This window comes from Acinetobacter gandensis (assembly GCF_001678755.1).
GTDB classification, from domain to species: domain Bacteria; phylum Pseudomonadota; class Gammaproteobacteria; order Pseudomonadales; family Moraxellaceae; genus Acinetobacter; species Acinetobacter gandensis.
The window spans coordinates 33049-59862 of the sequence record NZ_LZDS01000003.1 but is presented as its reverse complement, the minus strand read 5'-3'; the positions used below and the strand labels follow the sequence as shown (position 1 = coordinate 59862).

The window sequence follows — 26814 nt, the reverse complement described above, 5'->3', positions numbered from 1 at the left end:
TAGAAAAAAAGAGCATCACAAATTATTTCAATGTAAAGCACAGATTACTTTTTGATGTTTGGTAGAACAATAATATTAAATACAGGAAATGTGGAGGTTGCTTAAAACCTCCATGAACAATTGAATTATTTAATTAATTTTCGGCTCACTAAAAACTGTTCAGTTGCGTCAAGAAGTTTATCGGCATACACCTCTTGTTTAGCTGTCAACCAACCTAGCACAAACCAATCACTTGCTTCTAGCTCTGTTTGTTGAATGTACTGAGCAGAAGAAGACAGCACTTGATATTCCTGCGCTGAAATTTGTGCATCATTTAAGGCTTTACTGTACTTCTGCAAATTTTTTACGTCGTAGATTGAAGTTAAAATTGGGAAACTAAATTTAAGCTCTTGAATGCGCTGTGAAAGCGTGTCTAAACTTTCAAAATGACTGATATCTGCGTCGTTCAATGCTTCTTGTAACGCTTTATACTGATTTTGCAGGGTATTTTGTGCAAACCATTTAAAGTCATTTTGTTGTGGTGTATCAGTCGTAGCTAAGCTAAACATCAGCAATTCTAGATAATGATGAACGTTTTGAGTGGATTTAACCAAATTCCCCAGTTTTTCTTTGGCGTATAAAATATCTTTTGCCAAATTTTCCGAGGTGGTTGGATTTTGTAAAAAACCACCTAAGGTATCTTGCATGTGTTGGAAATGATGCAACTGTTCAAACTGTTGTTTAAACGCACCAAGTTGCATAGCCCATTTTTCAACAATATCGCTGTTCCAGTCTTTAAAGAGTGAAATACTCAATTGTAGATGATCAAGTGCGCGCTGTGCTTGCTGTATATGTTCAGGTTGAGCAACGCCAGCAGAAATAGCAGCAATGTTTGGGAGTAAGTGCTGAATATGCAGTGCAATCAGAAGACGTAAGTTTTTTGCAGCAGAATCTTTCTTACTCAGTTGAATCTCTTTTGCTTCAGTTGCAGGACTCACCTTTAGACCTAAAGCAAGTAAATTCCCCATTTCCGCTTTACTACGCACATCGAGCCAAAGTTGATATTTTTTGACCCATTCAAAACTAAATGCAAGTAGTGAATGAATTGAACCACTTTTTAGTTCAAATTCGACTTCATGTACTTCTTGCTCGGCACTTTCAGTACGAATACAACCAACATCAAGACTGACTTCAATTTCGGCATCTTCAAACTGAATAACGCGATAAGTCCGTAAAATATCCGTTTCGAATTGCAGTTTAAGTTGATCTTGTTGCTCCGCTAAGACCTTATTGAGTACGGCCTGGGCTTCTGGCTCAGTTGTATAAACTTCAAGATTTAAGTCAGGCGCATCTGCTAATTCACCTAAATCTAAGTTATGTTCAAAACGTTCAATGTGGCTTTTACCCGCAGCTTTTAAGGTCTGTATCCAGCGCGTTCCTTCTAGACGCTGACGTAAAGCTGCGCGTTGCTCTGCCATTTTACGGTCAGGCGTATCAAAATATTTTGCTTTCAGTTGAATCTGTTCGGATTTTTTGGGATCTAATGCTTTTAATAAGGCATTTCGACGTGCTTCTGGAATCTGAAATTTTAATTCAACTTCAACCATGGTTATTTGTCCTGATGTGCTTCTTCATTGTAAACATGAAGTTGTGACGCAAAATTATTTAAAAAAGTAGTTAATCACTAAAACTGGCGAAAAATATAGTTCAATTTTATAGAGGGTCGATTGTAACTAAAAACCAATAGGATGTAAGACTTGACGAGTTGAAAAATAACCATGCACTGAAAAGTTCAATGACAAGCCTAAGGGGCTATCATGATTATGAGCTTTCAATATTCAATATGTGCTAATTCCTTCAGAGCGATGTAACTGAACCAACACTACTTTTAAATGCTGAAAAATTAAGCTATGTTGAATAAAACAGTTCAGGATGAGCGTAATGAATGCACAAGTACAGCCACAGTTCGATAATGAACAGCAGCCAAATTTTCAACTTCCTATTCAGGACTATCACACGTTCTACCGATTTTATTTAACAGAACATCGCAATATTATGAGTCGCCGTTTACATGTGACTGGAAGCAGTATTGGTCTACATTTTTTTGCGAAAGCAATTATTAAGCGCAAACCACGTTATTTTGCATATGGCCTAATTTCAGGCTATGCCTGCGCGTGGGTAGGTCACTTTATTTTTGAAAAAAATAAGCCTGCAAGTTTTAAGCAGCCACTTTATAGTTTTATTTCAGATTGGCGGATGTTTGCGGATGTGTTAAAAGGCAATTTAAGTTTGATTGATCGCCAAAAAGATAAGATTGAAAGTTAATTGCATCTAAAATCAATGTTTTGATCGAATTAGTAACAAATGAAAACTGAATACTTGGTAAAAACTTGCAAAGTTAGAGTGATTAGTCTAATAATTGGCATACAGTTTATTTGTGACTTGTGATTACGCACGAATAGAAATAAACGACCAGTTTTCCGAGCCTAGAGTGACCTTCTCTAGGCTTTTTTTATGTCTAATAATTCATCCAATAACTTTAAATTTTTTAGAAACAAAGAATTGGAATAAAAAATAGATAGACTTTTTGATGTTCTGAACGCTCCCCAAAACGTTTCTTACCAAAGCATCAAAAAGTCTAATTCGATTACCACCTTATTTTTATTATAGTGTTCTGTTCTTGTGCGCTGAGTTTTGTGTTCTTATGTAGTTGTATTAAATATTTTATGTAACATTTTCGATATCCCTGAAATTGGGTATTTTTGAATTTTTCATGCAATTTTTCGTCGGAAATTGCACGTTATAAAATCAATATAATCAAACGCCTTGCTAAATTGTGTTGCAACGCCAAAACCAGCTTTAGTTTTGGCTATAATAAGAGTTAATTAGAACCTTTTTAGATGTGAGCCAGCAATGCGTGGTCTATACCTCATTACAAATGATGATCCTTTAGAGTTACTTTTAGCTAAGCTAGAAGGTGCAATGTCAAATGGAGGTATTGCAGTTTTGCAGTATCGCCGTAAAAAAGTTGCTAAAGAAGATCAGATTTACGAAGTGGAATACATGAAAGCCATGTGTGCTGAATATGCTGTTCCTTTTGTAATTAATGATGATTTAGATTTAGCAGAAAAATATGGTTTAGGTGTGCATTTAGGGCAAGATGACGGCTCTATTGTGGATGCTGTGGCACGTTTGCCAGAAGGCGTATTAATTGGCCGTAGCTGTAATAACTCATTGCAACTTGCAGAACAAGCAATTGCTGATGGTGCAAACTATGTGGCATTTGGTGCAATTTATGCAACTGATACCAAACCTGAAGCAGGTAATATTGGTTTAGAAACGTTGAAACAAGCCAAACAACAATTAAATGTACCAATCTGTGCAATTGGCGGTCTAACCGTTGAAAATTCAAAAATTGTGATTGAATCAGGCGCGGATTATTGTGCGGTGATTAGTGATATATTAGGACGTCCAATGAATTTGATTCCCGACCGTCTTGATGAATGGTCAGCACTTTTTAAGTAATAGACATTTTTCGCTGTATTTTTTTTGATTTTCTTTATTTTTAGTTGAGTTGATTCATGAGCTTATCTCCAAAGCAAGAGCAATTATTTAAGCAAGCCAGCAAACACATACCAGGTGGTGTCAACTCTCCTGTACGTGCCTTTAATGGGGTAGGTGGGACACCTGTATTTATTGAAAAAGCACAAGGTGCTTATCTATATGATGTTGATGGCAAGCGTTATGTCGATTATGTCGGTTCTTGGGGGCCAATGATTTTAGGCCATGCTCAACCCGATATTATTAAAGCAGTTCAAGAAGCAGCAGTAGATGGTTTAAGTTTTGGCGCGCCAACTGTACACGAAACCACTTTGGCTGACATTATTTGTGAAATCATGCCGTCAATTGAATTGGTACGTATGACCAACTCAGGTACGGAAGCTACGATGACTGCTATCCGTCTAGCTCGTGGTTATACAGGGCGTGATAAAATTGTGAAATTTGAAGGTTGTTACCACGGTCATTCAGATTCACTCTTGGTGAAAGCAGGTTCTGGTCTTTTGACTAAAGGTGAAGGCGAAGCAACTTCGGCCGGTGTACCTGCCGATTTTGCTAAACACACATTAACGCTTCCGTATAATGACATTGCAATGTTGAAAGAATGCTTTGCTAAGTTCGGTTCTGAAATTGCAGGTGTAATTGTTGAGCCAGTTGCAGGCAACATGAATTTGGTTAAACCAATTGATGGCTTCCTTCAAGCGATTCGTGATGTATGTGATGAGCATGGCTCAGTTTTCATCATTGATGAAGTAATGACTGGCTTCCGAGTTGGTTTAGGTGGTGCTCAAGCACATTATGGCGTTACGCCAGACTTAACGACTTTAGGTAAAATCATTGGTGCAGGCTTACCTGTTGGTGCATTCGGTGGTAAGCGTGAAGTGATGGAGTGTATTGCACCGCTTGGTAAGGTATATCAAGCTGGTACATTGTCAGGCAACCCATTAGCAATGCGTGCTGGTATTGAAATGTTTAAGCATTTACGCCAACCAGGTTTTTATGATGCTTTAACTGCAAAACTTGAAACATTACTTGCTGGTCTACAAGCTGCTGCTGACGAAGCGGGCATTCCATTTTTCACTCAACAAGTGGGCGGCATGTTTGGCTTGTATTTCACAGATCAAACTGAAATCACTGGTTTTGATTCAATTTTAAAATGTGATGTAGATGCCTTCCGTACTTTCTTCCACGGTATGTTAAAACGCGGTATCAACCTTGCACCATCAGCATTTGAAGCAGGCTTCTTCTCTAGTGCACATAGCGATGAAGATATTGCATTTACCATTGAAATGGCAAAAGAAGTTTTTGCTGAAATGAAGTAATTTTCATTTTAATGAGTAAATTCTGATTTAGAATAAAGCCCGCAGCTTGCTGTGGGCTTTTTTGTGGTCGCATGATTAAACATGTATTGAAAAAAGGATTTTTTAAATGAAAACCAAGCATTATTTAACTTTGGCAGATGCAGAATTTTTACTAAACACAGCACATGCTTATGCAGTCGAAAATGGTTTTAATGTCAGCATTGCGGTTACGGATGAGACAGGCAATTTGTTAGCGATGAAACGTATGGATGGTGCATCGCCAATGACAGCAAATCTATGCTTAGAAAAAGCCAAATGTTCAGCCATCAGTAAGCGCCCATCTAAATTGTTTGAAGACTTGATAAAAGGCGGGCAGATGGGTTTCTTAACCATGCAGACGTTTAATGGTATGTTGGAAGGCGGTGAACCGATTTTGTTTGAAGGGCAGCTAGTTGGCGCAATGGGCGTGTCTGGGGTAAAGTCATTTCAGGATGCAGAAATTGCACAATTCGCTATTGAAAAGTTTTTAGCACAGCTTGGATGATTTTTTATATTTTTAGTTTAACTTAATGTAATTTTAGAGAATTATCTGCTAATAGTTCGTGAAACATGATTAATCATTTAGAAAGCCAAATCGGTGAGGATTGGGTTTTTAGGTTTGATAAAGTTTTGAAATTTAATGTAAAACTAGGTTGGTTTGTATAAAGTGTATTATATTAATTTTATGGAAAATAAAGAGGAAAAAATATGGATTCAAAAAAATTAGCTAATGTATTCAAAAATGAAATTATTAATGAAAACCTAGAAATTTATAAAAGTTTTTTTACGGACTATTCTCCATCAGAAATTAAAGACCCTTATTTTATCAATGCTATAAGTTTTTTTAATACCTTATCAGATGACAATAAGCGAATTTTTTTCTCAATTTTGCGACAAGTAATGATTGATTCAATTAGTAATGTATTAGGTGCTATTGATGGCAGTTCATATCTATCAGAATGCGATGGTGACTTTTCATTGTTATATGAGGGTGAAGCACTTGAAGATTTACAAGATTATTTTTTATCTCAGTTTGAGTAAAATATATCAAATATACTTCATTCAACATAATGGCCATTATAAGAAATACAAATTTAAAAATCCCAAATAGCTCTAATCATAAGAGTAAACTACACTATCCATAGAGTTGTTAACTATTTTATTAGAGTCTCCCATGCTGTACCCCATGCCCAAGAAAATCCAACTTTCTCCCTCAAAAGCCAAATGGCAACTCTTATCCTCCGCATCTGTTTTAGTCCTCGTAGGTTTACAAAATCTACGCATGATGCAAGGAATCCAAGACAGCGCATTGATGCAAAACCTGATTCAGGTCACTAATAAAGCCAAAGCACTGGAAATCCCAATTATCGATTTATATGGGGATGATTTACTGCAAGGCATGCAACAGCTCGGTGAATATGCAACATCACATCCGCAATTAATATTTGCAGGGCAAATTACCCCCATGCTGAAACAGATATTGCCACACTTACAAAGCGTGACCGAGCAGATCTGCGTGGTGGATGACGCAATTGAGTTAAGTAGCCAAGAACAACATATACAATGGGTAGATAGCCTGACAACACAGGGATTTCACCACATGAACAGCTATAGTGTAACGCGACTATGGAGTTTGAGTGCACCGACTGATTATGTGTTGTCTGCTAAAGGCATATTACTTGCAGTTGCTGAACAGCTAGAAATGGAACCTTTACAAATTGATCCACTCACAGATTTACGCAGTTATGGATTAGATTCTGTGGGGATGGCGAACTTGGTTGGCCTTTGGCGTGCGAGCGGGGCAAATATTCGTTACGAAGACTTTTTACAAGATGCGAGCCTGAAAGCTTTGCTCGAAAAATTGCTTAGTAATTCCTAATTAGGTCAAATTGGAAAAATTTTTGTTCTAAATCGGAAAATACATCGGGAAATAGGGCTTTTTGCATTGTAATTGTTGGCTAAGCTTTTTATCATTGCCGCCTTGTTTTTCGTGATCAGACTGGATTGAGCTTTGAGTAACTTTCTAACAGAACACCTGATACATCGTGATACGGACTTTATGGTGATCCATAAGCCGGCAGGTTTACTCACAGTTCCGGGAAAAACAGCAGATTTACAAGATTGTGTAATCAATCGCTTATTGAAAATCGAGCCGAAAACATTACTGATTCATCGTCTTGATCGAGATACTTCAGGTATTTTAGTTTTTGCTTTGACACGTCAAGGACAAAATCGAATTTCACGCCAGTTTCAAGAACGTCAAACGTCTAAAACCTATCAAGCATTGGTAGCAGGAATACTAGAGGGTGAGGGAACTGTTGATGTTCCTGTGGTATATGACCCAGAACATCCACCTTTACATATCGCTGATCCTGCCCACAACAAGCCAGCACTCACACATTGGAAAGCTACTGAACATTTTGAAATTCAGGGACAACCAGTAACACGTGTAGCGTTAACCCCAATTACAGGTCGTTCACATCAATTACGTGTACATATGCAATATTTAGGTCATCCGATTGTTGGTGACACGCTATATGCAACTCCTGATCAGCAAAAACTCATGCCACGTCTTTGTTTACATGCTGAACACCTCAGTTTTACTCATCCTGAAACGGAACAGCCAGTTGAATTTCATTGTGCCGTACCATTTTAGGATAATCATTTAAATCCCAAAGAATTCTGCTCACTAATTTGGTGGGCTTTATGTCAAAATATATTGCTTAAAGGTCTAGATTTTTGCTCAAATAACATTCAAAGTTTGAGCTTAATATTTTCAGACCTAACTTGAGAAAAAGGTGGAAAAATTGCAGCAGTTTGCTATTGGTCAACGTTGGTTATCAGATACAGAAACAGAACTCGGTTTAGGTGTTCTTATTGATGTTGATGAGCGATCGGTCAGCATTTTATTCCCAAAAAGCGACGAAACACGTGTTTATGCACGCCACAATGCGCCTTTGTCTCGAATCATTTTTAATGTGAATGATGAAGTGCAAGACCAAGAAGGCACAATTTGGCTTGTAGAGTCATTTGAAGACCGTGGTGGAGTTGTACGTTATAACGCAGTACGAAAGCTTGAAGATGGCTCAGAAGAGCGTAAATCACTCAATGAAACGCGTATTGGTGCAAGCATTCAGTTGGCGAAACCACTTGAGCGTTTACTTGCAAGCCAAGTCGATTATAAAGAATGGTACGACTTACGTATTGAAGCCTTATTACTTCAAGCTAACATGAAATCAAGCCCATTGCGTGGCTTGGTAGGTTCGCGTGTCGGTTTGATTCCGCATCAGCTATATATTGCACATGAAGTTGGTAAACGTTTTGCACCACGTGTATTACTTGCTGATGAAGTAGGCCTAGGTAAAACCATTGAAGCAGGTTTGATTATTCATCAACAGTTGAAAACTGGCCGTGCTGAACGTATTTTGGTTCTTGTACCTGATTCATTGCAATATCAATGGATGATTGAAATGCGTCGTCGTTTCAATCTTGAGTTCTCTTTGTTTGATTTGACCCGTACCGCATCAATTAAAGAACATGATCCTGATTTAAATCCATTCCTAACAGAACAGTGCATCATCGCAAGTGTTGACTTGATGATTGACCATGATGACTTACGTGAACAAGCGCTTGAAGCTGGTTTTGATCTACTGGTAGTCGATGAAGCCCATCATTTGATGTGGTCTGAAGAAGAGGGCGGCAATGACCGTTACGACCTTGTAGAAGAACTTTCAGAAAAAACACCAGGTGTATTGTTACTTACGGCTACACCAGAGCAGTTGGGTGTAGAAAGCCATTTCGCACGTTTACGCTTACTTGATCCACAACGTTTTAGTTCTTTAGACCGTTTCTTGGACGAAGAAGAGCAATATCATCAAACTGCAAAAATTGCAGAAGTTTTAATGTCTGATATGCCGCTAGAAGAAGCGCATATTGCTGCAATTGAAACTTTACTTGGTCACCGTATTAGTGATGAGCCTGAACAGCGTTTCCGCGCGATTCACGAATTATTAGACCGTCATGGTACAGGTCGTATTTTATTCCGTAATACACGTGAAGCAATTCAAGGCTTCCCGGGTCGTGACTGTCAGCCAGCGCCACTTCCAGCACCAGAAAATTGGTCTAAAGATGGCAAGCTACGTGAACAAATGTGGCCTGAAGAAGCACAACTTGACGGTTCTTGGATGGAAAGCGACCCACGTGTTATGTGGTTGATGGAACGTTTACGTACTGATCTTAAGCACAAAAAAGTGTTGTTAATTGCACGTAGTGGCCCAGTGGTTGAATCACTTGAAAATGTACTTCGTTTACATGCTGGTATTCGTACCGCAATGTTCCATGAAGGCATGAGCTTGTTAGAGCGTGACCAAGCGGCAGCATACTTTGCAGAAGAATCGTATGGTGCGCAAATCTTGCTGTGCTCTGAAATTGGTTCTGAAGGTCGTAACTTCCAGTTTGCATCAGACTTAGTTTTGTTTGACTTACCTGCAAACCCAGATGTACTTGAACAGCGTATTGGTCGTCTAGACCGTATTGGGCAAGAAAACCGTATTCAAATTCACGTGCCTTATTTGGTTGGTACAGCACAAGAACGTATGTTCCGTTGGTATAATGAAGCGTTGAATATTTTCAGCAACATTTCTCCAACTGCGCAAACTTTGCAAGAAAACTTTATTGTTAACCTAAAAGATTGTTTACTTGCTGATAAAGGCCAAGAGTTTGAAGATTTACTTGAAGCAGTAAGCGTACAACGTGAGGCTTTAGAAGCTGAGCTTCAATCTGGCCGTGACCGTTTGTTAGAATACAATTCATGTCGTCCAATTGTGGCGCAAGAGATTGTGACAGCACTTGAAGATTACGACGACAACACGACTTTGCCAATGTTCATGAAGCGCTTTATGGCGTCAACGAATATTGATTTTGATGAGCAAAGTAACGGTACGGTGATCATCAAGCCAACTGATCAAATGCAAGTTCAGGGTTTAACCCTTGATGAAGAAGGCATGACGGCGACTTTCTATCGTGACCAAGCACAAATTCGTGAAGATGCTCAGTATTTAACACTTGAACATCCATTCACAGAAAGCGTGATGGAAATGATTAATACTCAAAGCTTTGGTAGTACGAATGTGGCGGTATTAAAATCAGCTGCATTACCACAAGGTTCTGTGTTGATGGAAGTGTGGTTCAAAGTGGATGTTGTTGCACCAAAAGCATTGAACTTGCCATCAAGTCTGCCACAACAGTTGGTTCGTGTATTGTTGAGTGAAAAAGGTCAAGACTTATCACAAAAAATTGCACCTGAAATTTTACGTCCTTATTTACATCATCTTGATGGCAATAGCTGCCGCCAAGTGGTTAAAGCGCGTCGTGATGTGATTGAACAGCGTTACACTCAAGCTTTGGAAATTGCGCGTGGTGCATTACCTGGTTTCAAACAGCAAGCCAAAGAAATGTACGGTAGCAAATGGCAATACGAAATTGACCGTTTAACTTACCTCAAACAGTTCAACCCAAGTATTCGTGAAGATGAAATTACACGTCTACAAAAGCTACAAAAAGAAGGTTTAACATTGCTTGATGGTTTGGCTGTGACACCTGAAGCAATTCAAATTATGGTGGTGGTAAAACCGTAATAGGTCTTTCTTGATATTAAAAAGCACCTTCGGGTGCTTTTTCTTTGACTGATGGTTTTAATAGGTTGTAAATTGTATTTGGCGGTAATTATCAATTTAATCCGTTGTATCTTCACTGCCCCATAAGAAATAGGTGTTTTTTAAATCGCCTATGGCACTATCAAAGTTTTCTTCTGCATCTATCATGTAAACAATATATTGAAATATGGGCTATGTGTATCGAATTGTATTTGGATACAGAAGCGTGACGCTTTCCGTTGTGTGAAATAATACTTTTCTAAGGCGGTAAAATAGATCTAGTCGCAAAGGGGTTGTTTCAAAGCGATTGCACCACAGTAATGCTGAATTTCAGGTAGCAGGCGAAGCAGATAATTGGCCTCAATTCCTTCAGCAACTATAACTTCAGGCACCACATTTTTGCAAAGCGCTAAAAACTCTGCCTTGAGTAATTCATGATTTTGGCTTGAATCAAGATGAATTTCGCGTTGAGGTTGCTTTAAATAAAAATCATCAATTAAAATCATTATTTATACTCCTTATAATTTTTATAAAAAATTGGGCGGTTTTGTTGCTCCCAAATAAAATGGAGAAGTGAAATCTATAAAAATTGAATTTTCAGACTTGATATTTTAAAGCCAAAGCATGAATTAAAATTGCGGCTTGAGTGCATTGTTTAATATCTGCATCCAGCCCCATAAAATCGCGTTCAATACAAATCAACTCATCTCGATAATCTTCAATCTGGGTATTGGTGCTTTCAGCCAAAATCAATAAATCATGTAAGTAGCTATCATATTCATCAGCCATATTTTTTATATCACTAATGCCAATCGGATCCCAATTATTCAGTAAAATTTGGCGCAACTCATATACAATTGGGTGCTGTGCAAGGTTGTCATTCGTATCTCGGGGCATAATCATTTCCTTAAAAATGAGGAATAATGCGTGTGTTAAAAATTGGTTTATTGGTCAATGTATAGATTATTTTTATAGGTACATTATACAGTTTGGTTTAAGTTTAATTTGGTTTTGACGTCAATAGTTGTCGCTAAATTTTGTTTTTTATAACAATTCATTGCTAGAGTGAAATATTGACATGCGTTAAAATGCCTCGAATTTTATGGTGTACTAAAAAGAATATAACAATATGAAAGCATTAATTACTTTAGGTAGCAAAACTTCACATGGCGGCGTAGTAACAGAATCTGAGCCAAGTTTTGTTATTAATGGTATTGCCGTACATTTAAATGGGATGAAACATTACTGCCCAAAATGTAAAACTACAGTCAGTGCGATCGCTAGCGATCAAAGCACGACAGTAAAAGGGCGAGGCGTGGTGATCGTTGGGGACAAAACGACCTGTGGTGCAACTTTCTTGCCACAGCAAAATATGGTCGTATCTGCTAAATAGCAGCTGCCAAGTTAGGATTGTTTAAGCTCAGTAAAGATTGCTTTCATTAATCTATAGATTTGGCTGATAAAGACTTGGCTGAATTGTCAGATGAGTTTGTCTATTCAGGCTATTGTTTTAAAATCTATGTTGGCTAAGCTTTATGTTCAAAATGGTTTGCGATCAAGGATTCTAGTTGATGAAAACCCCGATACATTTTACTCATGCCAATGGCATACCGGGTCAAAGCTATCAGAAGTTCTTGTCGCAGTTTACCTCAGACTATGAGGTTGAATATATTCCATTGATTGGTTTGGATGCGCAGTATCCGATTACCAAAGATTGGCGCTATTTGGTTGAGCAAGTCATAGCTGATATTGAACAGAAATTTCCGCAGCAAAAAGTCATTGGTTTAGGCCATTCATTTGGTTCATTGCTCACCTTAATGGCTGCCTATAAACGTCCAGATTTATTTTCACAATTGGTGATTATGGATCCACCGTTCGTGATTGGGCGTAATGCAGCATTGTTTGAACTGGTGAAAAAATTCAATCTTAAAGCCATTCATAAATTTACCCCATCGGGTATGACTTTGAAACGTAAAGATCAATGGCTGAGCAAGCAGGAAGCATTTGAATCATTGCGTAATAATCGATTATTTAAAGATTTTGATGATCAATGTTTTCAAGATTATGTGAATGTAGGCATTCAAAGGAATGCAATGGGGAGTGGGGTAACTTTGACCATTCCCAAAATAGTCGAAGCTGAAATTTTTAAAACGGTACCTGCGTGGTGGTGGCGAACGCCACGTAAAGCACCGAATATTCCAGTGCATTTAATGACTGCTGAGCAAAGTCCGTTTTATCAGCAAGGCTTTCCGCAAGCCATGAAGAAAATATATAAAATTCCATATACTGTCCTGCAAGGTGGGCACATGTTTCCTTTGGAGCAGCCCATTGAAACAGCCGAGCATGTCATGCATGTATTAAAAAATATTGCTGCCTGAATAGTATTATTTAGTATGCATGAATATAAAAAAGGAGACATATTGTCTCCTTCTTAATTTGGTTTTTCTGAAATTTAGATGCTTATCGAATCTGTGCTTCGTCCAAATGACGAGCACCTTCTAACAACATGCGAATCATAATCATGGTTTGTTCCGCCACTTGCTTGCGTTCTTCAACAGGCATATCAATCACTTTGGCACCCATGTTAAATACAATTTGAGTAATGCCCATTGCAACAATATCTGGATGCGCGAGTTTGCTTTGATTCAGTCGTTCCAAAACAATTAAATCTTCTTTTAATTCTTGTTGGAAATAATTTAATTGACGCTCAACCGCATTTTTATATGAATGCGACCCCGTATAACCTTCGCGAAGTAGTAGGCTTAAATTTCCTTCATCAGCATCAAGCTGTTCAATAAAAACTTCAACTGAACTACGGATAATACTGCTTTGGCGTGATGCCTTTAAACGTGCTTCATGCAAAATCTGACGTAATACGCCACCAGCACGATCAATTAACTCAATTGCCAATTCATCCGTGTCTTTAAAATGGCGATAGAAGCTATTCGGTGCAATGCCAGCTTCACGTGCAACTTCACGCAAGCTTAAAGAGGAGATACTTTTTTGCGGGCCGATTAAATTCAGCGCTGCTTGAAACAGTTCTTCCTTGGTAATCGTTGCTTTACGACCAACTGTACGGATTGTAAGTGGCGCTTCAGCTTCTGTATGTAATTCTTCCTGGTACATGTTAACCATATTCGTCTGTGCAGACTGAGTCATATTTTTCAATGGATTAGAAACATTAACATATTATAGCGATAGCGAGTAGATTTTGTGAAATGCATATTAAGTGAACAACTGTATATACAAATATATATACATGTGTATAATAATTAAAACCTCCCATGAAATGTGTTCGACTATGCATGTACTTGAAAAAGCGAAAAAGCCTTTAAATGCACTGAAAGACAGTGTGGTAGATGTAAATGCAGTAAATTTTTGGCTACAGAAATTCAATCCTTTATGGTCGGGCAGTCAAGCTCTCGGTAAAGTTGTTCAAAAAGAAAATGCAGCGAATGACATGGTAAGTTTTACCATTCAGATCAATCGCTTATTTAAATTTGGACAAGCTGGTCAACATCATCCTGTATTTATTCGGGTTAATGGTATCCGCTATGAACGTACTTATAGTTTGACGCAGCTTGATGCACAACACGTTTTACTGAGCGTAAAAAAAGTTGATGCGGGTATTGTTAGTTCATATTTGGTTGAAAAAACACAAGTAGGTGACATTATCGAGTTTGGACAGCCGTTTGGTGAGATGAAACTTCCATCAACTCGTAGTCCACTGATTTTGTTGGCGGCTGGCAGTGGCATTACACCAATGCTGAGTTTGCTTAAAGCATTAAGTCAGACCAAAGACATGTCGGAACAACCAATTCAATTGCTTTACTGGGTTAAGCGTCATGCAGATGCGGCTTTCAAAGCGCGTTTTGATGAATTAGCTGCACAGTATCCTAATTTTAAATTTAAAATATTTTTTACTCAAGAAGCGCAAGCGGATGCACGTTTAGGTGCATCGCATATAGCACAAATTGAAAACCTTGGCGCGAGTACGATATATGCATGTGGCCCTTCAGGCTTTGTAACCCAAGCAGAACAGCTATGTTCTAGTGCGCAATGCTTTATGAGTGAAGCATTTAGTATGAGTGCTGTAGATACCGATGAAGTGGGTTTTGTGAATATCACATTAACTCAGTCCAATAAAACAGTCAGTATTCCAAAAGGGCAGTCAATTTTGTCTAGCTTGGAACAACAAAATATTAAGCCGAACCACGGTTGCCGTATGGGTATTTGTAATAAATGTGCTTGCAATAAAGTCGAAGGTTCAACCAAAAACTTGGTGAACGGTAGCCGAAATACTGAACCGGGTAATTTATTAAAAATTTGTGTCAATTCAGCACAGACTGATTTAGTTATTGATTTATAAGGTAGTAAAACTATGAACATGCCTGTAAAAATTGAATATTTTAAAAATCCTAAAAACCGTGAATTAACTCAAACTCAACTCGATGAACTTGCCCGTGAGTTGGATGCGATTAAGCAAGAAGTACTTGATGATTTAGGTGAAAAAGACGCGAAGTATATTCGTCGTGTGTATTCTACGATTCGCTATTCGTCTATGGCTGGTCGTGCATTACTGTTTGCAGGATGGTTCCCACCAGCTTGGGTACTCGGTACAGGTTTACTTGGTTTTGCCAAAATCATGGAAAATATGGAACTTGGCCATAATGTGATGCACGGTCAATATGACTGGATGAATGATCCGAAGCTCAATGGCCAGACTTACGAATGGGATATTGTCGGTACAGCGGATAACTGGCGTCAAACGCATAACTTTAAGCATCATACCTATACCAATATTAAAGGGATGGATGATGATATTGGTTATGGTCTGGTTCGTTTATTCCCTGAGCAGCGTTGGAAGCCGGGCTATTTATTACAGCCAATCTATAGCATTCCATTTTGCTTGCTTTTCCAATGGGGCGTCGCGATTCAAAACCTAGAATTGGGTAAATACTTCAAAGGCCGTAAAACTAAAGAACAGACCAAAGCAGAATGGAAGCCAATGCAAGCAAAAATTGGCAAACAACTGTTTAAAGATTATGTATTTTTTCCATTGATCGCTGGGCCTGCAGCATTACCCGTATTCACCGGTAATTTAGTGGCAAATGGCTTACGTAATATTTGGACATTCAGTATCATTTTCTGTGGTCATTTCACTAAAGATGTTGAAGTGTTCCCAAAAAAAGTACTTGAAAATGAAAGCCGCGGTCATTGGTATATGCGTCAAATTCGTGGTTCTTCAAACCTGACTGGTTCTGAAGCTTTTCATATTCTAACAGGGCATTTGAGTCATCAGATTGAACACCATTTATACCCTGATGTTCCTGCACGCCGTTACCGTCAGATGGCACCAAAAGTGCAAGCTGTATGTGAAAAGTATGGTTTGAACTACAATAACGCGAGCCTTGTGAAACAATATGGCAGCGTAATTAAACGTATTGTGAAATATGCATTCCCGTTTAAAAAATAATATGAATTGGAATAAAAAAAGCCATGCATTTGCATGGCTTTTTTTATGAAGAGGAGGGCGTTGGCTGAGTAACATTATTTTTTAATGTGCAGTCGAAGGATTTTGATCAAATTCATGTAATTTCCATTTTTCGCCATGCGAATTACCACTTCAATTTCTTCTTTACTCCACATCTGGCGTGTGGCAGAGAAGGCAAACTGTGCGAGTAATACAAACGGATTCTCACCGAATTTGATGTTGAGGCCTTTTACATATTTTGGTGGATTGAATTGATTCATATTCTATTCCGGCTTGTAATGTTGTACCGCATTAATTGTAATTATTGTGAAAAATAACACAGAATATGAATGATTGAAAAGGCTAATTGTATGAAATTATTTATAGTTTAGAACAGCTTAATTTTACAATGTTGATTATTTAATCAAATTAAAAAAACCAAGTAGAATGCTCTGTTTTAGGTGAGTTCAGGTAGAGTATTATCATGGCCATTCATAAAAAAATGGGTTGCTAATTCAAACATCGCTAAGTCTTCATCACTATTGCCATAGGCATAAATACACTCATAATCTTGCACATTAAAATGTTGCAATATACGAATTTTCTTTTGCTCTCCACTACAGTCCAGTGTGTGATATTTACCTGTTAATTTACGATCATGGCTATCTGTTTCCGTACAAATTAATTTCACACCGAGTTTTTTTGCTATGGGTTTTAAATATAAATCAACAGACGCAGACACTAAAGCGACATCATGGCCGAGTTGTTGATGTTGCTGAAGCTGTTTATATAATTCGGGGTTAAGTTTAGACATAAGCGTTTCAGCATAGACTTCAGCCTGGCTTAAAATATGTTGTTGATCCGCTTGCTTAAACATTGCGGCATAAAGTTTTGGACGCATGGCGTGCGCAGGATAAAGGTTTAAGTAATAACCCTGTATCCATGGTAAGAGCTTGATGCCTTGGCGCACAATATGGCGTTTAGAGAGAGAATGGAAGATGAACCCTGTAAAACTGTCGGTTTTGCACAGGGTACCATCAAAGTCAAAGAGAGCTAGAGCTTTAGGTTTTTGATGCGGCGCATGCATGTTTGATAACGTCCATCGACACGAGTTGCAAACCAATTGGTGTTGTAATCACGGCTTAATTTAGGTCCCGAAATGACCACTTCTGGCATCATTGCATAGAAGGGTTCTTTACCTGTTTTTTCTTGATAAAGTTTTTTTACCGCTTTATATGTGAGTGTACCTTCAAAATTTTCATCCTTTTCTTTTTTCAAGTCTGAACGAATTTGACGTGGTGTGGCAATCACATTATTTTCTGCAAATACAGCAATGAGTGCTGTCTCAGATTGGCTTTTCGCTGCTCGAGGTGAACCGTCTTTGCTATACAAAAGTAAGTCACCATCCAAGCTTAGCTCTGCAGGTGTTAAGTCATTTAACATACTTTGGAACGCGGCATTACGACTTGAATAACGGCCAGAGTTATAGTCAGCAAAGCGATAGATTGGCTTATCATATTCAGCCGGATACATCATAAGGCGGTGTATACCATAATATAACCCGCCATATTGGGTATACATGTCAGTACGAAGTTCTGCAATATTGCCACCTTGACGCTTATGATCTTTGGCATAACCAATATGAACTTGCATTGAACCTAAGGTAGTAATAGGGTTTAATTTTTCCCCAATATCTTGACCAACGAGTTTAGCTGCACCAGTCAGCGCACTGACATGATAATGTTTGGACATGTAATCGAAGATTTCACGATAAAGCTCATCAAGTTCACGTTCAGTTTGCACGCGACGCATTTGACTTAAATAGTTATCTTCTGGGCTAGGCTGATTTTTAAGGACATCTTGGAAATAACCAGCAACCGTACCACCAATACCATCACCGAGTTTATCTTTAAACTTTTCTTCAAGTCGATCCTGAACTTCTTTCACTGCTTTTTCGCCTAAACCCGGCACATGCGGGTCAGCCACGAAGTTTGACTCTTGGTCAACTACAGCAACAATGGTACAGACATTTTCTTTAGTGGTTGGAATACCCAACTGATCACTAATATCATAAATATCATTGGCCCATGATTGGCGCTCGTTTACACGAGGTGGAATGGCTTTTTTAATTTGTTCAGCTTCCATGGTCGGTTCATCTTTCGACCACCATGAACCATTTCCACAAGCGCTTAAGCTTATAGATAAAGCCAGTATAGACATTGATTTAAAGCAAAAAGTTGCAGAAAAGGTTTTGTTCATATCTTCCAAAAAAGTCAGCCACATAAGGGGAAAGAGGCACGGGCAGTATACTATGCACATGACAAAGTTGATGAATTATTATGTATATGCCTCGTTGGGTGCTGTCAATATAATTTTCGCGTATAACTTGAGTAAAAACAAAGTGATTGGATTTGATGATGGGAAATAATAACCAAATTCAGATTCTTATATGATTAATTCAATCTATGATTTTTTCAAAATATGAAAATTGAAGGTATATACTGAATAAAACCATAATTTTTTAAGGGGATTAAATATGCCAGCAAAGTTTTTCAGTATTTTCTTTGCATGTATTGCTTTGGTGATGGTTGTTGGAGCACTCATAATCAACATAGGTTTTGATAAACCAATGGTTGAATATTGGATTTTATTGCTACTTCCTTGTTTTGGTGTGCCTATTTTAACCTCAGTAATGATTACAAAGGATGAAAATCTGTAATTTTTGCAGCTACTCGGTTTTCTTAAGATATAAGCTCACTTCGGTGGGCTTTTTGCAGTCTGATTTACGCGCACATTTGTTATAATGCATTCATGCGTAAATATGAACGATCTAAATTGAAAAACCAGCTTGATGTGCAGTGGACAACAGAGCAGGATTGTTACTTAATTGAAAATTCGACAATCCCACTTGAACAGCTGATGAATGTACTTAATTTCTCAGAAGATGAAATTCATCAACGTAAAGAGATTTTAGGTTTATATCGTCGTGAGCGGCAAATTCAACGGATGAAAATCAAATAATTCAAGCAAAAAAAGCCCACTATAATGTGGGCTTTTAGCAAAATATAGATTATTTTGCAGCTGCTTCAGATGCAGCACTCACTTCAACTGCTTCTTGAGTTGTTTCAGCAGTTTGAACTTCAGATGCCGCAGATTCAGTTGCAGCAACTTCAACTTTTTGTTCTTCAGCAGCGAATGTAGTTGCAGCAGCAGCAGAAATAAGAGTAGCGAAAAGTACTTTGTTTAAAGTTTTCATTAATTCATCATCGTTCATTTAATTGGAGGTGGTAATTTAATGAATAAATCATGAGAAAAGTGTAATTATACTAATACCTTCTGTGGCAACTCTGTATCATTCAAAGTCTTTATTTATCATAAAATTAAAATTATTAGAACTGCATCACTTTTATTGAACATGGCTTTTTTATTGGGTATTGCTTGATGAAAACAGTAATCGCTATGATCCAATTAGAACCAGTCTTGAAAAAAGAAAACCCGAAAATAAATCGGGTAGCGGATTTTACTTTGTTATTGCAGCGACGGAGTGACTTAATCGCTTGATTCATAATTTAAACGCTTATTATGAACGATTGATGAAATCATAAAACAATTACTTTGGGCATTGGATGGAGAGTTTCTCAGCATAATAATCTTGTGAAATGTGTAAATCATTCAGCATTTTTTCAGTTGTGTATTCCTGTGGAGCAATTTCTAACATGGCCGGTATATAATTGTTTTTATATTCATTCGGATAATCGACACATAACACTTGTTGTTTCACATCTAAAGTTGTATTTGCTGAATCTAATTGATCCAGATAGTAACTGATTTTTTCATCCGCATGAGCAAAACGTTGTTGAGGTGTGTCTAACTGGGCATTTCTGCTTTGTTGGTTTGGGCTTATTGATTCTGCATTTGCATCTTCAGTCGGTTTTTGGCAGGCAACTAATGCAGAAGACACAACGATTAAACTCAATAATTTTATATGCATGTTAAATATCATTTTCCAATACTTTATGAAGATCCCGCTTAGGACTTCAGTATAAAAGTTTTCATCAAGAAAATATTGATCATTTTGTTTTGCGGTATAAACGGCTTAGTTCAATAAGATCAAGTCCGATACAAAGCTAAATGCATGGAAATTTAGTGTTAAAGACACTAAACTAGCGACATATTTTTTCTCTCCTATTTTCAATTTGCCTAGAGTTTTGCTTAAGCCTAATGAAGGGCATGAAGCGCTCTAGCAATTTAGCCCAATGATATGAATTAGTAATGTGGAATTGCTTATCGTTAAGTCAGTTCCCATGGTTTTATTTATATGAAGGGTTAATTGAAGTCATAACTACGAGATATTTACGAGGTTTAAGCTTTGAGTCAACATAACGTCATTCAAGAACTATTCGATCGTCCAATCGAAAGAAAGTTATGGGTTGCTCCCATGGCAGGCGTTACCGATCGACCATTTCGCACCTTGTGTAAATATTTTGGTGCAGGTCATGCGGTCAGTGAAATGATGACGGCAGACAAAACACTACGCATGAGTAAAAAAAGCTTATATCGTGCTAATTTTGATGGAGAAATTGCACCTATTTCTGCACAAATTGCTGGTTCAGATCCGCATGAATTAGCGGAAGCCGCACGTTATCAAGTGGCGAACGGTGCTCAAATTGTTGATATCAATATGGGCTGCCCAGCGAAGAAAGTCTGTAATAAATTAGCTGGTTCTGCTTTATTGAAAGATGAGGATCTCGTTGCACGTATACTCGATACAGTTGTGGCAGCCGTAGATGTTCCTGTTAGTTTAAAAACTCGTCTTGGCTATTTAAATGGTCATGAAAATATTATGCGTGTGGCGAAACGTGCTGAAGAAGCGGGCATTGCAGCTTTGGCATTACATGGTCGTACACGTGAAGATATGTATTTAAATACTGCACGTTATAGTTTAATTAAAGACGTAAAGTCATTTATTAATATCCCCGTTATTGCCAATGGAGATATTGATACTCCTGAAAAAGCCAAGTTCGTTTTAGATTATACAGGCGCGGATGCTGTGATGATTGGCCGTGCTGCTCAGGGGCGACCTTGGATTTTCCGTGAAATTGCACATTATTTAACAACGGGCGAGCATTTGGCTGCACCGACCATAACAGAAGTTCGCGACGTATTGTTGGGGCACTTATCTGAATTGTACGAGTTTTATGGTGAATATTCGGGTTGCCGTATTTCTCGTAAACATATTGCTTGGTATACCAAAGGTTTACGTTCAAGTAATGAATTCCGCCAAAACATGTATAAAGTTGAATCTACAACGGATCAGTACAAAGTGGTCGAAAACTATTTTAATAATTTGTTAGAACATGGTGAAATCATGAGTGATGTTCAAGTTGAACAAGTGAATTTGCTTGAAACTAAATAAATGAAATTTGTGATTTTACGATGCAAAAAGCCCTCAAAATGATGAGGGCTTTTTGCATTTATATGGTTGTATAAAAGCTAAATTGGGCTTTTAATTAAAACGCATTTCTAAAACAAGTTGATTAATTAAGTCAGGCGCTTCTAATTCACGGATTTGCGATACATTTGTTCCTGCCCAAAAAGCACCATAACCCTGTATGCCTTTTTTGCTTGCAGCAGCATGTAGCTGTTTGCCTAAGTCATATGTATATGGATAAGGTGGAACTGTTGGGCGCGTAGGGGTATCAACATCTGTATGCCAGTTATTAATAATGCCACGGGCTGGTCGTCCAGAAATGCTCGCTGTAATTTGTGTAATCGGGGCATCAAACAGTGCTTTACGATAAGCCTCATTCGCATTTGATGTTTTACATTGAACAAAAGCTGTACCGAGTTGAACAGCATCGGCGCCGAGTTCCATGATGTTATATGCTTGATGACCATTCATAATGCCGCCAGCAGCAATGATTGGACACTGTATATGTTGTTTTAACAGTTGTACTAAATCACGTGTTTTTACACTGCTATCAAAGCTTTCATTGAAAATGCCGCGATGCCCGCCAGCTTCAACCCCTTGAGCAATGACAATATCAATGCCCGCAGCTTCAATCAGTTTTGCTTCAGCCAAATTTGTTGCTGAAACCATTGTAACGATGCCAGCTTGTTTTAGGGCTTGAATCTGATGTGGGTGTGGTATGCCAAAATGAAAGCTGACAGCTTTGGGACGTGTTTCCAAGACTAAATTTAAAAAGTGGTCATCGTCTTTAAAACTTGGATATATGCAATTTAATGCTTCAGGCGCTGCTGCATCAAACTCAGTGAAAAGTGAATTGAATTGTAAGATCCATTGTGCCGCTACTTGTTCATCCAACTCGACACTATCATGACAAAAGAAATTGACCTGAAAGGGTTGATCCGTGAGTTCCTGAGTTTGCAAAATTTGTTTTCGTGCATTCTCTACACTGCTTGCGCCTAACCCAAGAGAACCTAATCCACCTTGGTTAGAGACTTCTGCTGCAAGTTCAGGTGTGGAAACACCAGCCATTGGGGCAAGTAAAATTGGGTGCTTAATGCCAAGTTTTTCTAGTAAAGTCATGTGCATACTCCAGTCACTTTATTTACTTTGCCCAAGCTTAAAAAATTAAGCAAATAATATTCGTTATTTCATTTTTAAATGATGGTCTTTCAACGGCGATCGACTTACAAATACAGCGACATCTCATGTCGTAGAGTTGATGAATGACATATTCAATAGAAAGCTAGATATTAAAATAGAATTGTATTTAATCAATTGTATTCTCCCCATGTCTGATCGTATCCGTGAAAAACTGCAAATTTTAGCTGATGCTGCCAAATATGATGTTTCTTGTTCTTCAAGTGGTAGCAAACGCCAAAATAAAGACAAAGGTTTAGGTAATACTGGTAATGGTATTTGTCACAGTTATACCGAAGATGGTCGCTGCGTATCCTTACTTAAAATATTATTTTCTAATGTGTGTATTTTTGATTGTGCCTATTGTGTATCGCGGCGCAGTAATGATGTCAAACGTGCGGCGTTTACGGTGCAAGAAGTGGTTGATCTCACCATGAACTTTTATCGCCGCAATTATATTGAAGGGCTATTTCTAAGCTCTGGTATTTTTAAATCAGCGGATTACACCATGGAGCGTATGTTGCAAGTGGTGAAAAAGCTGCGTTTAGAAGAAAACTTTAATGGCTATATTCACCTCAAAACCATTCCGGGTGCTTCACAAGAAATTATTACAGAAGCCGGTTTATATGTTGACCGTATGAGCATTAACTTAGAAATGCCAACTGAAGCCGGTTTACAACAATTTGCTCCAGAAAAAAACCATGCTGAAGTGCAAAAAGATTTAGGTATTGTGCGAGATCGGTTGATTGAGCTGAAAGACGAACGGAAAATAATTCGCTCAGTACCGAAGTTTGTTCCAGCTGGACAGACCACACAAATGGTGGTTGGGGCGCATCAAGAGTCTGACCGCGATGTCATATTGATGGCCGATCATCATTACAAAGAGTTTAAGCTGAAGCGGGTGTATTACTCGGGCTATATTCCAATTAATGAAAATGAACGTGCACTGCCTGCTGTCGGTTCCGCACCACCTTTGTTACGCGAGAACCGCTTATATCAAAGTGATTGGCTCATGCGCTTTTATGGTTTTGCTGCTAACGAATTGGTTGATGAAGAACATCCTAATTTAGAATTAGATATTGACCCAAAACTTGGTTGGGCACTGCGCCATCCTGAGCAATTTCCAGTAGATATTAATCGTGCTGAATATCAAATGATATTACGTGTGCCGGGTATTGGTGTGCGTTCGGCTAAGAAAATTGTTCAAGCACGTTGCTTTGGTAAAATTCATATTGATCAGTTAAAGCGTATGGGGGTGTCCTATAACAGGGCACAGCATTTTATTCGCTGTGAAGATTCTCCAAAATTTATTCGTGAGCAGCAGCCATATCAAATTCGACAGCAAATTTTACAAAGTGGTCAATCTAAATATACTCAACAAATTAGCCCACAATTGAGCTTAGGGTTTTAGTTCGTAGTCATGAGTATTTATATTTTTGATGGCACGATGACTGGATTACTTAGCTGTATATTTCGTGCTTTTCAATTTAAAGAATTTGATGTGCAGGTTTCTACTGATGCAAATGTGCAAACGGGCTTGTTTGCAGAGGTGATTGATGTTGCTAGTAATGATGAACACGCGCAGCGGGTTTGGCAGGGATTAAAATTAAAAGCATCGGATAGTGCTTTTAAGCAGTTTTATTATGCCTTTTTGTCAGAGCAGCAACAGGCTTTTCAACATTGTTTTAATTTTGCGATCTATGTGTTTCAGCAGCAACGTGATGTGTCTAAAAATTATGGCCATGCCGATGTATTGGGAATGAGCCAGTGGGCGAAGCAAGTAGGGCGTGAAAAGCATAGGATGGAAGCCTTTGTTCGCTTTAAAAAATGTCAGGATGGTTTATTCATAAGTTTGGTTTCACCTGATTTTAATGTTTTACCCATTATCGAACGACATTTTAAAGCACGTTATCAAGATCAACGCTGGCTTATATACGATGAAAAGCGCAATTTTGGCATCTATTATGATTTGCATAAAGTTCATCAAGTACAGATGGATGCAGGAGCAATAGATCGTCAAACTGCGAGTGGGCATAGTCAATCTTTTTGTATTGAACTGGATGATGAAGAAGTCTTGTATGATCAGCTTTGGAAGGATTACTTCCGTAGCGTCAATATTGAGGCTCGCCGAAATATGAAATTACATGTGCAATATGTGCCACGGCGCTATTGGCGTTATATGAATGAGAAAACCCTTTAGTTGGTTTTTCAGGCATAATGGCTGCGCTTTAGAATGTTTTTAAGTGAGACCTTGATGAAATTGTTTCTTGCATCGACAGTGTTGACTGCGGTTATGCTCAGTGCTTGCTCTGCCAATGAGCAAGAAAAGTCAGCTGTAAATTCTCAGAGTTATCAAGTGGCAGATGCTACAACTTTGCAACAGCGATTTGAGCAATTAAATCAAAAGTTAGCCAATGATTTTGCCCAGCTTAAAAAAATGGAAAGTTTGGCATTTTCAGATCAATCTGCTTTAGATGTGACAAACTTAAAAACATTGAACCAGCATTTTGTAGCGAATACTGCATTAAAGTCATCCAAAGTAGCTTATTGCGATGTAATGAATGGACATTTCGCTGAAATGTATCGACTTGGACATTTTAATTTAGCTATGGTGAAAGATTTGAAACTGCCGAATGCAGGGCAGGAGGATTGGTCACAAGTTTTTTCTAATGCTGATCAATTTTATGATTTTATTATCAATCGTTATACCACCTATAAGCAGGCGCAAGAGACCATGCAATATGGCTGTAATTTAAAAGCAGCACTGAGTAATTAAAAAATCCCCTCAATAGAGGGGATTTTTTTGTGTATATGAAATTAGCAACCAGTTAATTTTTCAGGTTGAGGGCGTTCACCAGGGAAGAAGATTGGGCGCAGCTTGACCCCAATACCATTACCAATGAATGCAAATACAAGCCATAACCAGCCGTGTAAGCTGCCGGATGCAATACCACTGAAATATGCACCAATGTTGCAACCGTAAGCTAAACGTGCACCATAACCGAGTAATAAACCACCAATCACTGCTGCCATGAGCGAGCGTTTTGGAATATTAAAGTTGGGTGCAAACTTACCAGCAAGGCTAGCTGCAAGTAGTGCACCTAACATGATGCCGAAGTTCATCATCGATGTAATATCAAACCATAAAGATTCAGTCAGCGCTTTAGCATTGGCAGGTTGCTGCCAATATGCCCAAGATGCAACATCAATACCCATGAAACTTGCAGACTTAGCAGTCCAAACTGCCAGTGCTGAGGTTACACCCCATGGGCGGCCAGCCAGCGCCAAGGTTGCAAAGTTAAGTAAAGTTAAGATGATGCCACCCCAAACCAAAGGCCATGGGCCACGCAGAAAGCGTTTCCAACCTTGATTTGTACTTTGTGGTTCAACTTCGAGACTGCCGTGACGTTTTTTCTCAAAGTAAACTGTTGCTGCTGCAATAACAGCAAATAGAACGAAATTGAGTAATAAAGCTGGCACGACTCCGAAACTTTTTACCAAAGAAATTGGTTCAAAGTGTGGTAAATCAAACCACCATTGAATATGTGAAGTCGCGATAAGTGAACCCGTACAGAAGAAGAACAAGGTCACAATCATGCGCGCACTACCAGCACCCACAGTATAAAGCGTACCTGATGCACAGCCACCGCCCAATTGCATACCAATACCAAAGATAAAGGCGCCAATCATCACGGACATAGACACAGGATTTACGTTGCCTTTAACAGGATTACCAAATAATTCACCTGCACCCAAGGCAGGGAAAAATAGTAAAACAGCGAGTGCAAGCATAATCATTTGTGCGCGGAGTCCACGACCACGGCGCTCTTTAATGAACACACGCCAACTAGAGGTGAATCCAAAAGAGGCATGATATAACGTCATACCTAGAGCACCACCAATTAAAAATAACAATGCTTGGTTAATACCAACGACGTAATAAGCACCGATAGTACCTAAAATTAATAAAACAAATGCCACCCAAACCGAGGTGTTTGATCGGTTTGCTGGCTCAGCTAAAACAGACATGGGAGGAAGAATATTGATTTAAAGTGTGTCTATTCTAAAGTTTTTATATATTGTAAAAACCAATACTGATTAAAAAAAAGGCAAACAAAGCTGTGTAAAATTGATTTAAATAATCAAATTTACTTATATGTTATGATATTTAAAAGAATTTCATTAGAGCCCAATTTCTAAATT

Annotated in this window: 29 protein-coding genes; 18 read left to right on the top strand and 11 right to left on the bottom strand. The window is 38.4% G+C overall.

What is annotated here, in order from left to right:
- Window positions 1-125 precede the first annotated feature (125 nt).
- Complete coding sequence (locus tag A9J31_RS02195) at window positions 126-1586, bottom strand: CYTH domain-containing protein (protein ID WP_067762135.1); 1461 nt, start codon at window positions 1584-1586, stop codon at window positions 126-128.
- 334 nt (window positions 1587-1920) lie between these two features.
- On the opposite strand from A9J31_RS02195, the gene A9J31_RS02190 reads away from it, so the two are divergent.
- From A9J31_RS02190 to rapA, 8 genes are all read left to right on the top strand, one after another.
- The gene (locus A9J31_RS02190) at window positions 1921-2304 is read left to right on the top strand and encodes an Mpo1-like protein (RefSeq protein ID WP_067762133.1); all 384 of its coding nucleotides are present in this window, start codon (window positions 1921-1923) and stop codon (window positions 2302-2304) included.
- Between the two features lie 588 nt (window positions 2305-2892).
- The gene (thiE, locus tag A9J31_RS02185) at window positions 2893-3504 is read left to right on the top strand and encodes a thiamine phosphate synthase (RefSeq protein WP_067762132.1); all 612 of its coding nucleotides are present in this window, start codon (window positions 2893-2895) and stop codon (window positions 3502-3504) included.
- Between the two features lie 56 nt (window positions 3505-3560).
- The gene (gene hemL, locus A9J31_RS02180; RefSeq protein ID WP_067762130.1) at window positions 3561-4859 is read left to right on the top strand and encodes a glutamate-1-semialdehyde 2,1-aminomutase; all 1299 of its coding nucleotides are present in this window, start codon (window positions 3561-3563) and stop codon (window positions 4857-4859) included.
- Between the two features lie 106 nt (window positions 4860-4965).
- A complete protein-coding gene (locus A9J31_RS02175) occupies window positions 4966-5382 on the top strand; it encodes a GlcG/HbpS family heme-binding protein (protein ID WP_067762128.1) in 417 nt (138 codons plus the stop codon).
- Between the two features lie 203 nt (window positions 5383-5585).
- The gene (locus tag A9J31_RS02170; RefSeq protein ID WP_067762127.1) at window positions 5586-5918 is read left to right on the top strand and encodes a hypothetical protein; all 333 of its coding nucleotides are present in this window, start codon (window positions 5586-5588) and stop codon (window positions 5916-5918) included.
- Between the two features lie 133 nt (window positions 5919-6051).
- Window positions 6052-6756: a phosphopantetheine-binding protein gene (locus A9J31_RS02165; RefSeq protein WP_067762125.1), complete on the top strand. Its 705-nt coding sequence runs from the start codon at window positions 6052-6054 to the stop codon at window positions 6754-6756.
- Window positions 6757-6888: 132 nt separating this feature from the next.
- The gene (locus A9J31_RS02160) at window positions 6889-7533 is read left to right on the top strand and encodes an RluA family pseudouridine synthase (RefSeq protein WP_067762123.1); all 645 of its coding nucleotides are present in this window, start codon (window positions 6889-6891) and stop codon (window positions 7531-7533) included.
- 142 nt (window positions 7534-7675) lie between these two features.
- Window positions 7676-10513, top strand: coding sequence for an RNA polymerase-associated protein RapA (rapA, locus tag A9J31_RS02155; RefSeq protein ID WP_067762120.1), 2838 nt, complete (start codon window positions 7676-7678; stop codon window positions 10511-10513).
- 296 nt (window positions 10514-10809) lie between these two features.
- On the opposite strand, the gene A9J31_RS02150 is transcribed toward rapA, so the two are convergent.
- Window positions 10810-11037 carry a hypothetical protein gene (locus A9J31_RS02150; RefSeq protein WP_067762118.1) on the bottom strand — a complete coding sequence of 76 codons (228 nt, stop codon included), beginning with the start codon at window positions 11035-11037 and terminating at the stop codon, window positions 10810-10812.
- A 91-nt stretch (window positions 11038-11128) separates the two neighbouring features.
- On the bottom strand, window positions 11129-11428 hold the full coding sequence (locus tag A9J31_RS02145) for a hypothetical protein (protein WP_067762116.1): 300 nt from the start codon (window positions 11426-11428) through the stop codon (window positions 11129-11131).
- A gap of 232 nt (window positions 11429-11660) precedes the next feature.
- On the opposite strand from A9J31_RS02145, the gene A9J31_RS02140 reads away from it, so the two are divergent.
- Together A9J31_RS02140 and A9J31_RS02135 are read left to right on the top strand one after the other, a co-directional pair.
- Window positions 11661-11924, top strand: coding sequence for a PAAR domain-containing protein (locus A9J31_RS02140; RefSeq protein WP_067762114.1), 264 nt, complete (start codon window positions 11661-11663; stop codon window positions 11922-11924).
- A 178-nt stretch (window positions 11925-12102) separates the two neighbouring features.
- Window positions 12103-12909 (top strand): alpha/beta fold hydrolase, encoded by an 807-nt coding sequence (locus tag A9J31_RS02135; RefSeq protein ID WP_067762112.1) that lies wholly within the window; start codon window positions 12103-12105, stop codon window positions 12907-12909.
- 82 nt (window positions 12910-12991) lie between these two features.
- Here A9J31_RS02135 and fabR read toward each other — a convergent pair whose 3' ends face one another.
- Complete coding sequence (gene fabR / locus A9J31_RS02130; RefSeq protein WP_245668191.1) at window positions 12992-13666, bottom strand: HTH-type transcriptional repressor FabR; 675 nt, start codon at window positions 13664-13666, stop codon at window positions 12992-12994.
- A 166-nt stretch (window positions 13667-13832) separates the two neighbouring features.
- Between fabR and A9J31_RS02125 the strand changes: the two genes are divergently transcribed.
- A complete protein-coding gene (locus A9J31_RS02125; protein ID WP_067762107.1) occupies window positions 13833-14900 on the top strand; it encodes a ferredoxin reductase in 1068 nt (355 codons plus the stop codon).
- A 12-nt stretch (window positions 14901-14912) separates the two neighbouring features.
- The gene (locus A9J31_RS02120) at window positions 14913-16007 is read left to right on the top strand and encodes a fatty acid desaturase family protein (RefSeq protein WP_067762105.1); all 1095 of its coding nucleotides are present in this window, start codon (window positions 14913-14915) and stop codon (window positions 16005-16007) included.
- Window positions 16008-16081: 74 nt separating this feature from the next.
- On the opposite strand, the gene A9J31_RS02115 is transcribed toward A9J31_RS02120, so the two are convergent.
- The 3 genes from A9J31_RS02115 to A9J31_RS02105 form a co-directional block, all read right to left on the bottom strand.
- On the bottom strand, window positions 16082-16285 hold the full coding sequence (locus A9J31_RS02115) for a hypothetical protein (protein ID WP_067762103.1): 204 nt from the start codon (window positions 16283-16285) through the stop codon (window positions 16082-16084).
- A 176-nt stretch (window positions 16286-16461) separates the two neighbouring features.
- Window positions 16462-17091, bottom strand: coding sequence for an HAD-IB family hydrolase (locus A9J31_RS02110; protein WP_067762101.1), 630 nt, complete (start codon window positions 17089-17091; stop codon window positions 16462-16464).
- On the bottom strand, window positions 17058-18263 hold the full coding sequence (locus A9J31_RS02105; RefSeq protein ID WP_067762272.1) for a DUF1615 domain-containing protein: 1206 nt from the start codon (window positions 18261-18263) through the stop codon (window positions 17058-17060). The genes A9J31_RS02110 and A9J31_RS02105 overlap by 34 nt, the downstream gene beginning before the upstream one ends.
- A 277-nt stretch (window positions 18264-18540) precedes the next feature.
- Between A9J31_RS02105 and A9J31_RS02100 the strand changes: the two genes are divergently transcribed.
- Window positions 18541-18723, top strand: a complete 183-nt coding sequence (locus A9J31_RS02100) for a hypothetical protein (RefSeq protein WP_067762098.1) — start codon at window positions 18541-18543, stop codon at window positions 18721-18723.
- Between the two features lie 92 nt (window positions 18724-18815).
- Entirely contained in the window at window positions 18816-19025 is a 210-nt protein-coding gene (locus A9J31_RS02095) for a hypothetical protein (protein ID WP_067762096.1), read from the top strand.
- A gap of 49 nt (window positions 19026-19074) precedes the next feature.
- On the opposite strand, the gene A9J31_RS02090 is transcribed toward A9J31_RS02095, so the two are convergent.
- Complete coding sequence (locus A9J31_RS02090; protein WP_150923002.1) at window positions 19075-19260, bottom strand: hypothetical protein; 186 nt, start codon at window positions 19258-19260, stop codon at window positions 19075-19077.
- A gap of 354 nt (window positions 19261-19614) precedes the next feature.
- Window positions 19615-19995, bottom strand: coding sequence for a hypothetical protein (locus A9J31_RS02085; RefSeq protein ID WP_067762092.1), 381 nt, complete (start codon window positions 19993-19995; stop codon window positions 19615-19617).
- A gap of 420 nt (window positions 19996-20415) precedes the next feature.
- Between A9J31_RS02085 and dusB the strand changes: the two genes are divergently transcribed.
- The gene (gene dusB, locus A9J31_RS02080; protein ID WP_281181673.1) at window positions 20416-21420 is read left to right on the top strand and encodes a tRNA dihydrouridine synthase DusB; all 1005 of its coding nucleotides are present in this window, start codon (window positions 20416-20418) and stop codon (window positions 21418-21420) included.
- Window positions 21421-21510: 90 nt separating this feature from the next.
- On the opposite strand, the gene A9J31_RS02075 is transcribed toward dusB, so the two are convergent.
- The gene (locus A9J31_RS02075; RefSeq protein ID WP_067762088.1) at window positions 21511-22554 is read right to left on the bottom strand and encodes an NAD(P)H-dependent flavin oxidoreductase; all 1044 of its coding nucleotides are present in this window, start codon (window positions 22552-22554) and stop codon (window positions 21511-21513) included.
- Between the two features lie 208 nt (window positions 22555-22762).
- On the opposite strand from A9J31_RS02075, the gene A9J31_RS02070 reads away from it, so the two are divergent.
- Genes A9J31_RS02070 through A9J31_RS02060 form a run of 3 tightly spaced genes read left to right on the top strand, consistent with a single transcriptional unit; the run spans window position 22763 to window position 25387 of the window.
- Window positions 22763-24022 carry a putative DNA modification/repair radical SAM protein gene (locus tag A9J31_RS02070; RefSeq protein ID WP_067762086.1) on the top strand — a complete coding sequence of 420 codons (1260 nt, stop codon included), beginning with the start codon at window positions 22763-22765 and terminating at the stop codon, window positions 24020-24022.
- Between the two features lie 9 nt (window positions 24023-24031).
- Window positions 24032-24811 carry a TIGR03915 family putative DNA repair protein gene (locus A9J31_RS02065; RefSeq protein WP_067762084.1) on the top strand — a complete coding sequence of 260 codons (780 nt, stop codon included), beginning with the start codon at window positions 24032-24034 and terminating at the stop codon, window positions 24809-24811.
- 54 nt (window positions 24812-24865) lie between these two features.
- Window positions 24866-25387 (top strand): hypothetical protein, encoded by a 522-nt coding sequence (locus tag A9J31_RS02060; protein ID WP_067762270.1) that lies wholly within the window; start codon window positions 24866-24868, stop codon window positions 25385-25387.
- Window positions 25388-25428: 41 nt separating this feature from the next.
- On the opposite strand, the gene A9J31_RS02055 is transcribed toward A9J31_RS02060, so the two are convergent.
- Window positions 25429-26640 carry a YeeE/YedE family protein gene (locus tag A9J31_RS02055; protein WP_067762082.1) on the bottom strand — a complete coding sequence of 404 codons (1212 nt, stop codon included), beginning with the start codon at window positions 26638-26640 and terminating at the stop codon, window positions 25429-25431.
- Between the last annotated feature and the right edge of the window lie 174 nt (window positions 26641-26814).

Excerpts from the sequence above, each read along its gene's own strand:
- A9J31_RS02175 (WP_067762128.1), top strand. The coding sequence starts at position 4,966 with ATGAAAACCAAGCATTATTTAACTTTGGCAGATGCAGAATTTTTACTA.
- A9J31_RS02125 (WP_067762107.1), top strand. The coding sequence starts at position 13,833 with ATGCATGTACTTGAAAAAGCGAAAAAGCCTTTAAATGCACTGAAAGAC.
- A9J31_RS02170 (WP_067762127.1), top strand. The coding sequence starts at position 5,586 with ATGGATTCAAAAAAATTAGCTAATGTATTCAAAAATGAAATTATTAAT.
- A9J31_RS02165 (WP_067762125.1), top strand. The coding sequence starts at position 6,052 with ATGCTGTACCCCATGCCCAAGAAAATCCAACTTTCTCCCTCAAAAGCC.
- A9J31_RS02100 (WP_067762098.1), top strand. The coding sequence starts at position 18,541 with ATGCCAGCAAAGTTTTTCAGTATTTTCTTTGCATGTATTGCTTTGGTG.
- A9J31_RS02070 (WP_067762086.1), top strand. The coding sequence starts at position 22,763 with ATGTCTGATCGTATCCGTGAAAAACTGCAAATTTTAGCTGATGCTGCC.
- A9J31_RS02085 (WP_067762092.1), bottom strand. The coding sequence starts at position 19,995 with ATGCATATAAAATTATTGAGTTTAATCGTTGTGTCTTCTGCATTAGTT.
- A9J31_RS02140 (WP_067762114.1), top strand. The coding sequence starts at position 11,661 with ATGAAAGCATTAATTACTTTAGGTAGCAAAACTTCACATGGCGGCGTA.
- A9J31_RS02105 (WP_067762272.1), bottom strand. The coding sequence starts at position 18,263 with ATGAACAAAACCTTTTCTGCAACTTTTTGCTTTAAATCAATGTCTATA.
- A9J31_RS02195 (WP_067762135.1), bottom strand. The coding sequence starts at position 1,586 with ATGGTTGAAGTTGAATTAAAATTTCAGATTCCAGAAGCACGTCGAAAT.
- A9J31_RS02135 (WP_067762112.1), top strand. The coding sequence starts at position 12,103 with ATGAAAACCCCGATACATTTTACTCATGCCAATGGCATACCGGGTCAA.
- A9J31_RS02095 (WP_067762096.1), top strand. The coding sequence starts at position 18,816 with ATGCGTAAATATGAACGATCTAAATTGAAAAACCAGCTTGATGTGCAG.
- A9J31_RS02065 (WP_067762084.1), top strand. The coding sequence starts at position 24,032 with ATGAGTATTTATATTTTTGATGGCACGATGACTGGATTACTTAGCTGT.
- fabR (WP_245668191.1), bottom strand. The coding sequence starts at position 13,666 with ATGGTTAACATGTACCAGGAAGAATTACATACAGAAGCTGAAGCGCCA.
- A9J31_RS02055 (WP_067762082.1), bottom strand. The coding sequence starts at position 26,640 with ATGTCTGTTTTAGCTGAGCCAGCAAACCGATCAAACACCTCGGTTTGG.
- A9J31_RS02190 (WP_067762133.1), top strand. The coding sequence starts at position 1,921 with ATGAATGCACAAGTACAGCCACAGTTCGATAATGAACAGCAGCCAAAT.
- A9J31_RS02060 (WP_067762270.1), top strand. The coding sequence starts at position 24,866 with ATGAAATTGTTTCTTGCATCGACAGTGTTGACTGCGGTTATGCTCAGT.
- A9J31_RS02110 (WP_067762101.1), bottom strand. The coding sequence starts at position 17,091 with ATGCATGCGCCGCATCAAAAACCTAAAGCTCTAGCTCTCTTTGACTTT.
- A9J31_RS02150 (WP_067762118.1), bottom strand. The coding sequence starts at position 11,037 with ATGATTTTAATTGATGATTTTTATTTAAAGCAACCTCAACGCGAAATT.
- A9J31_RS02145 (WP_067762116.1), bottom strand. The coding sequence starts at position 11,428 with ATGCCCCGAGATACGAATGACAACCTTGCACAGCACCCAATTGTATAT.
- A9J31_RS02120 (WP_067762105.1), top strand. The coding sequence starts at position 14,913 with ATGAACATGCCTGTAAAAATTGAATATTTTAAAAATCCTAAAAACCGT.
- A9J31_RS02115 (WP_067762103.1), bottom strand. The coding sequence starts at position 16,285 with ATGAATCAATTCAATCCACCAAAATATGTAAAAGGCCTCAACATCAAA.
- thiE (WP_067762132.1), top strand. The coding sequence starts at position 2,893 with ATGCGTGGTCTATACCTCATTACAAATGATGATCCTTTAGAGTTACTT.
- hemL (WP_067762130.1), top strand. The coding sequence starts at position 3,561 with ATGAGCTTATCTCCAAAGCAAGAGCAATTATTTAAGCAAGCCAGCAAA.
- A9J31_RS02075 (WP_067762088.1), bottom strand. The coding sequence starts at position 22,554 with ATGACTTTACTAGAAAAACTTGGCATTAAGCACCCAATTTTACTTGCC.
- A9J31_RS02090 (WP_150923002.1), bottom strand. The coding sequence starts at position 19,260 with ATGAAAACTTTAAACAAAGTACTTTTCGCTACTCTTATTTCTGCTGCT.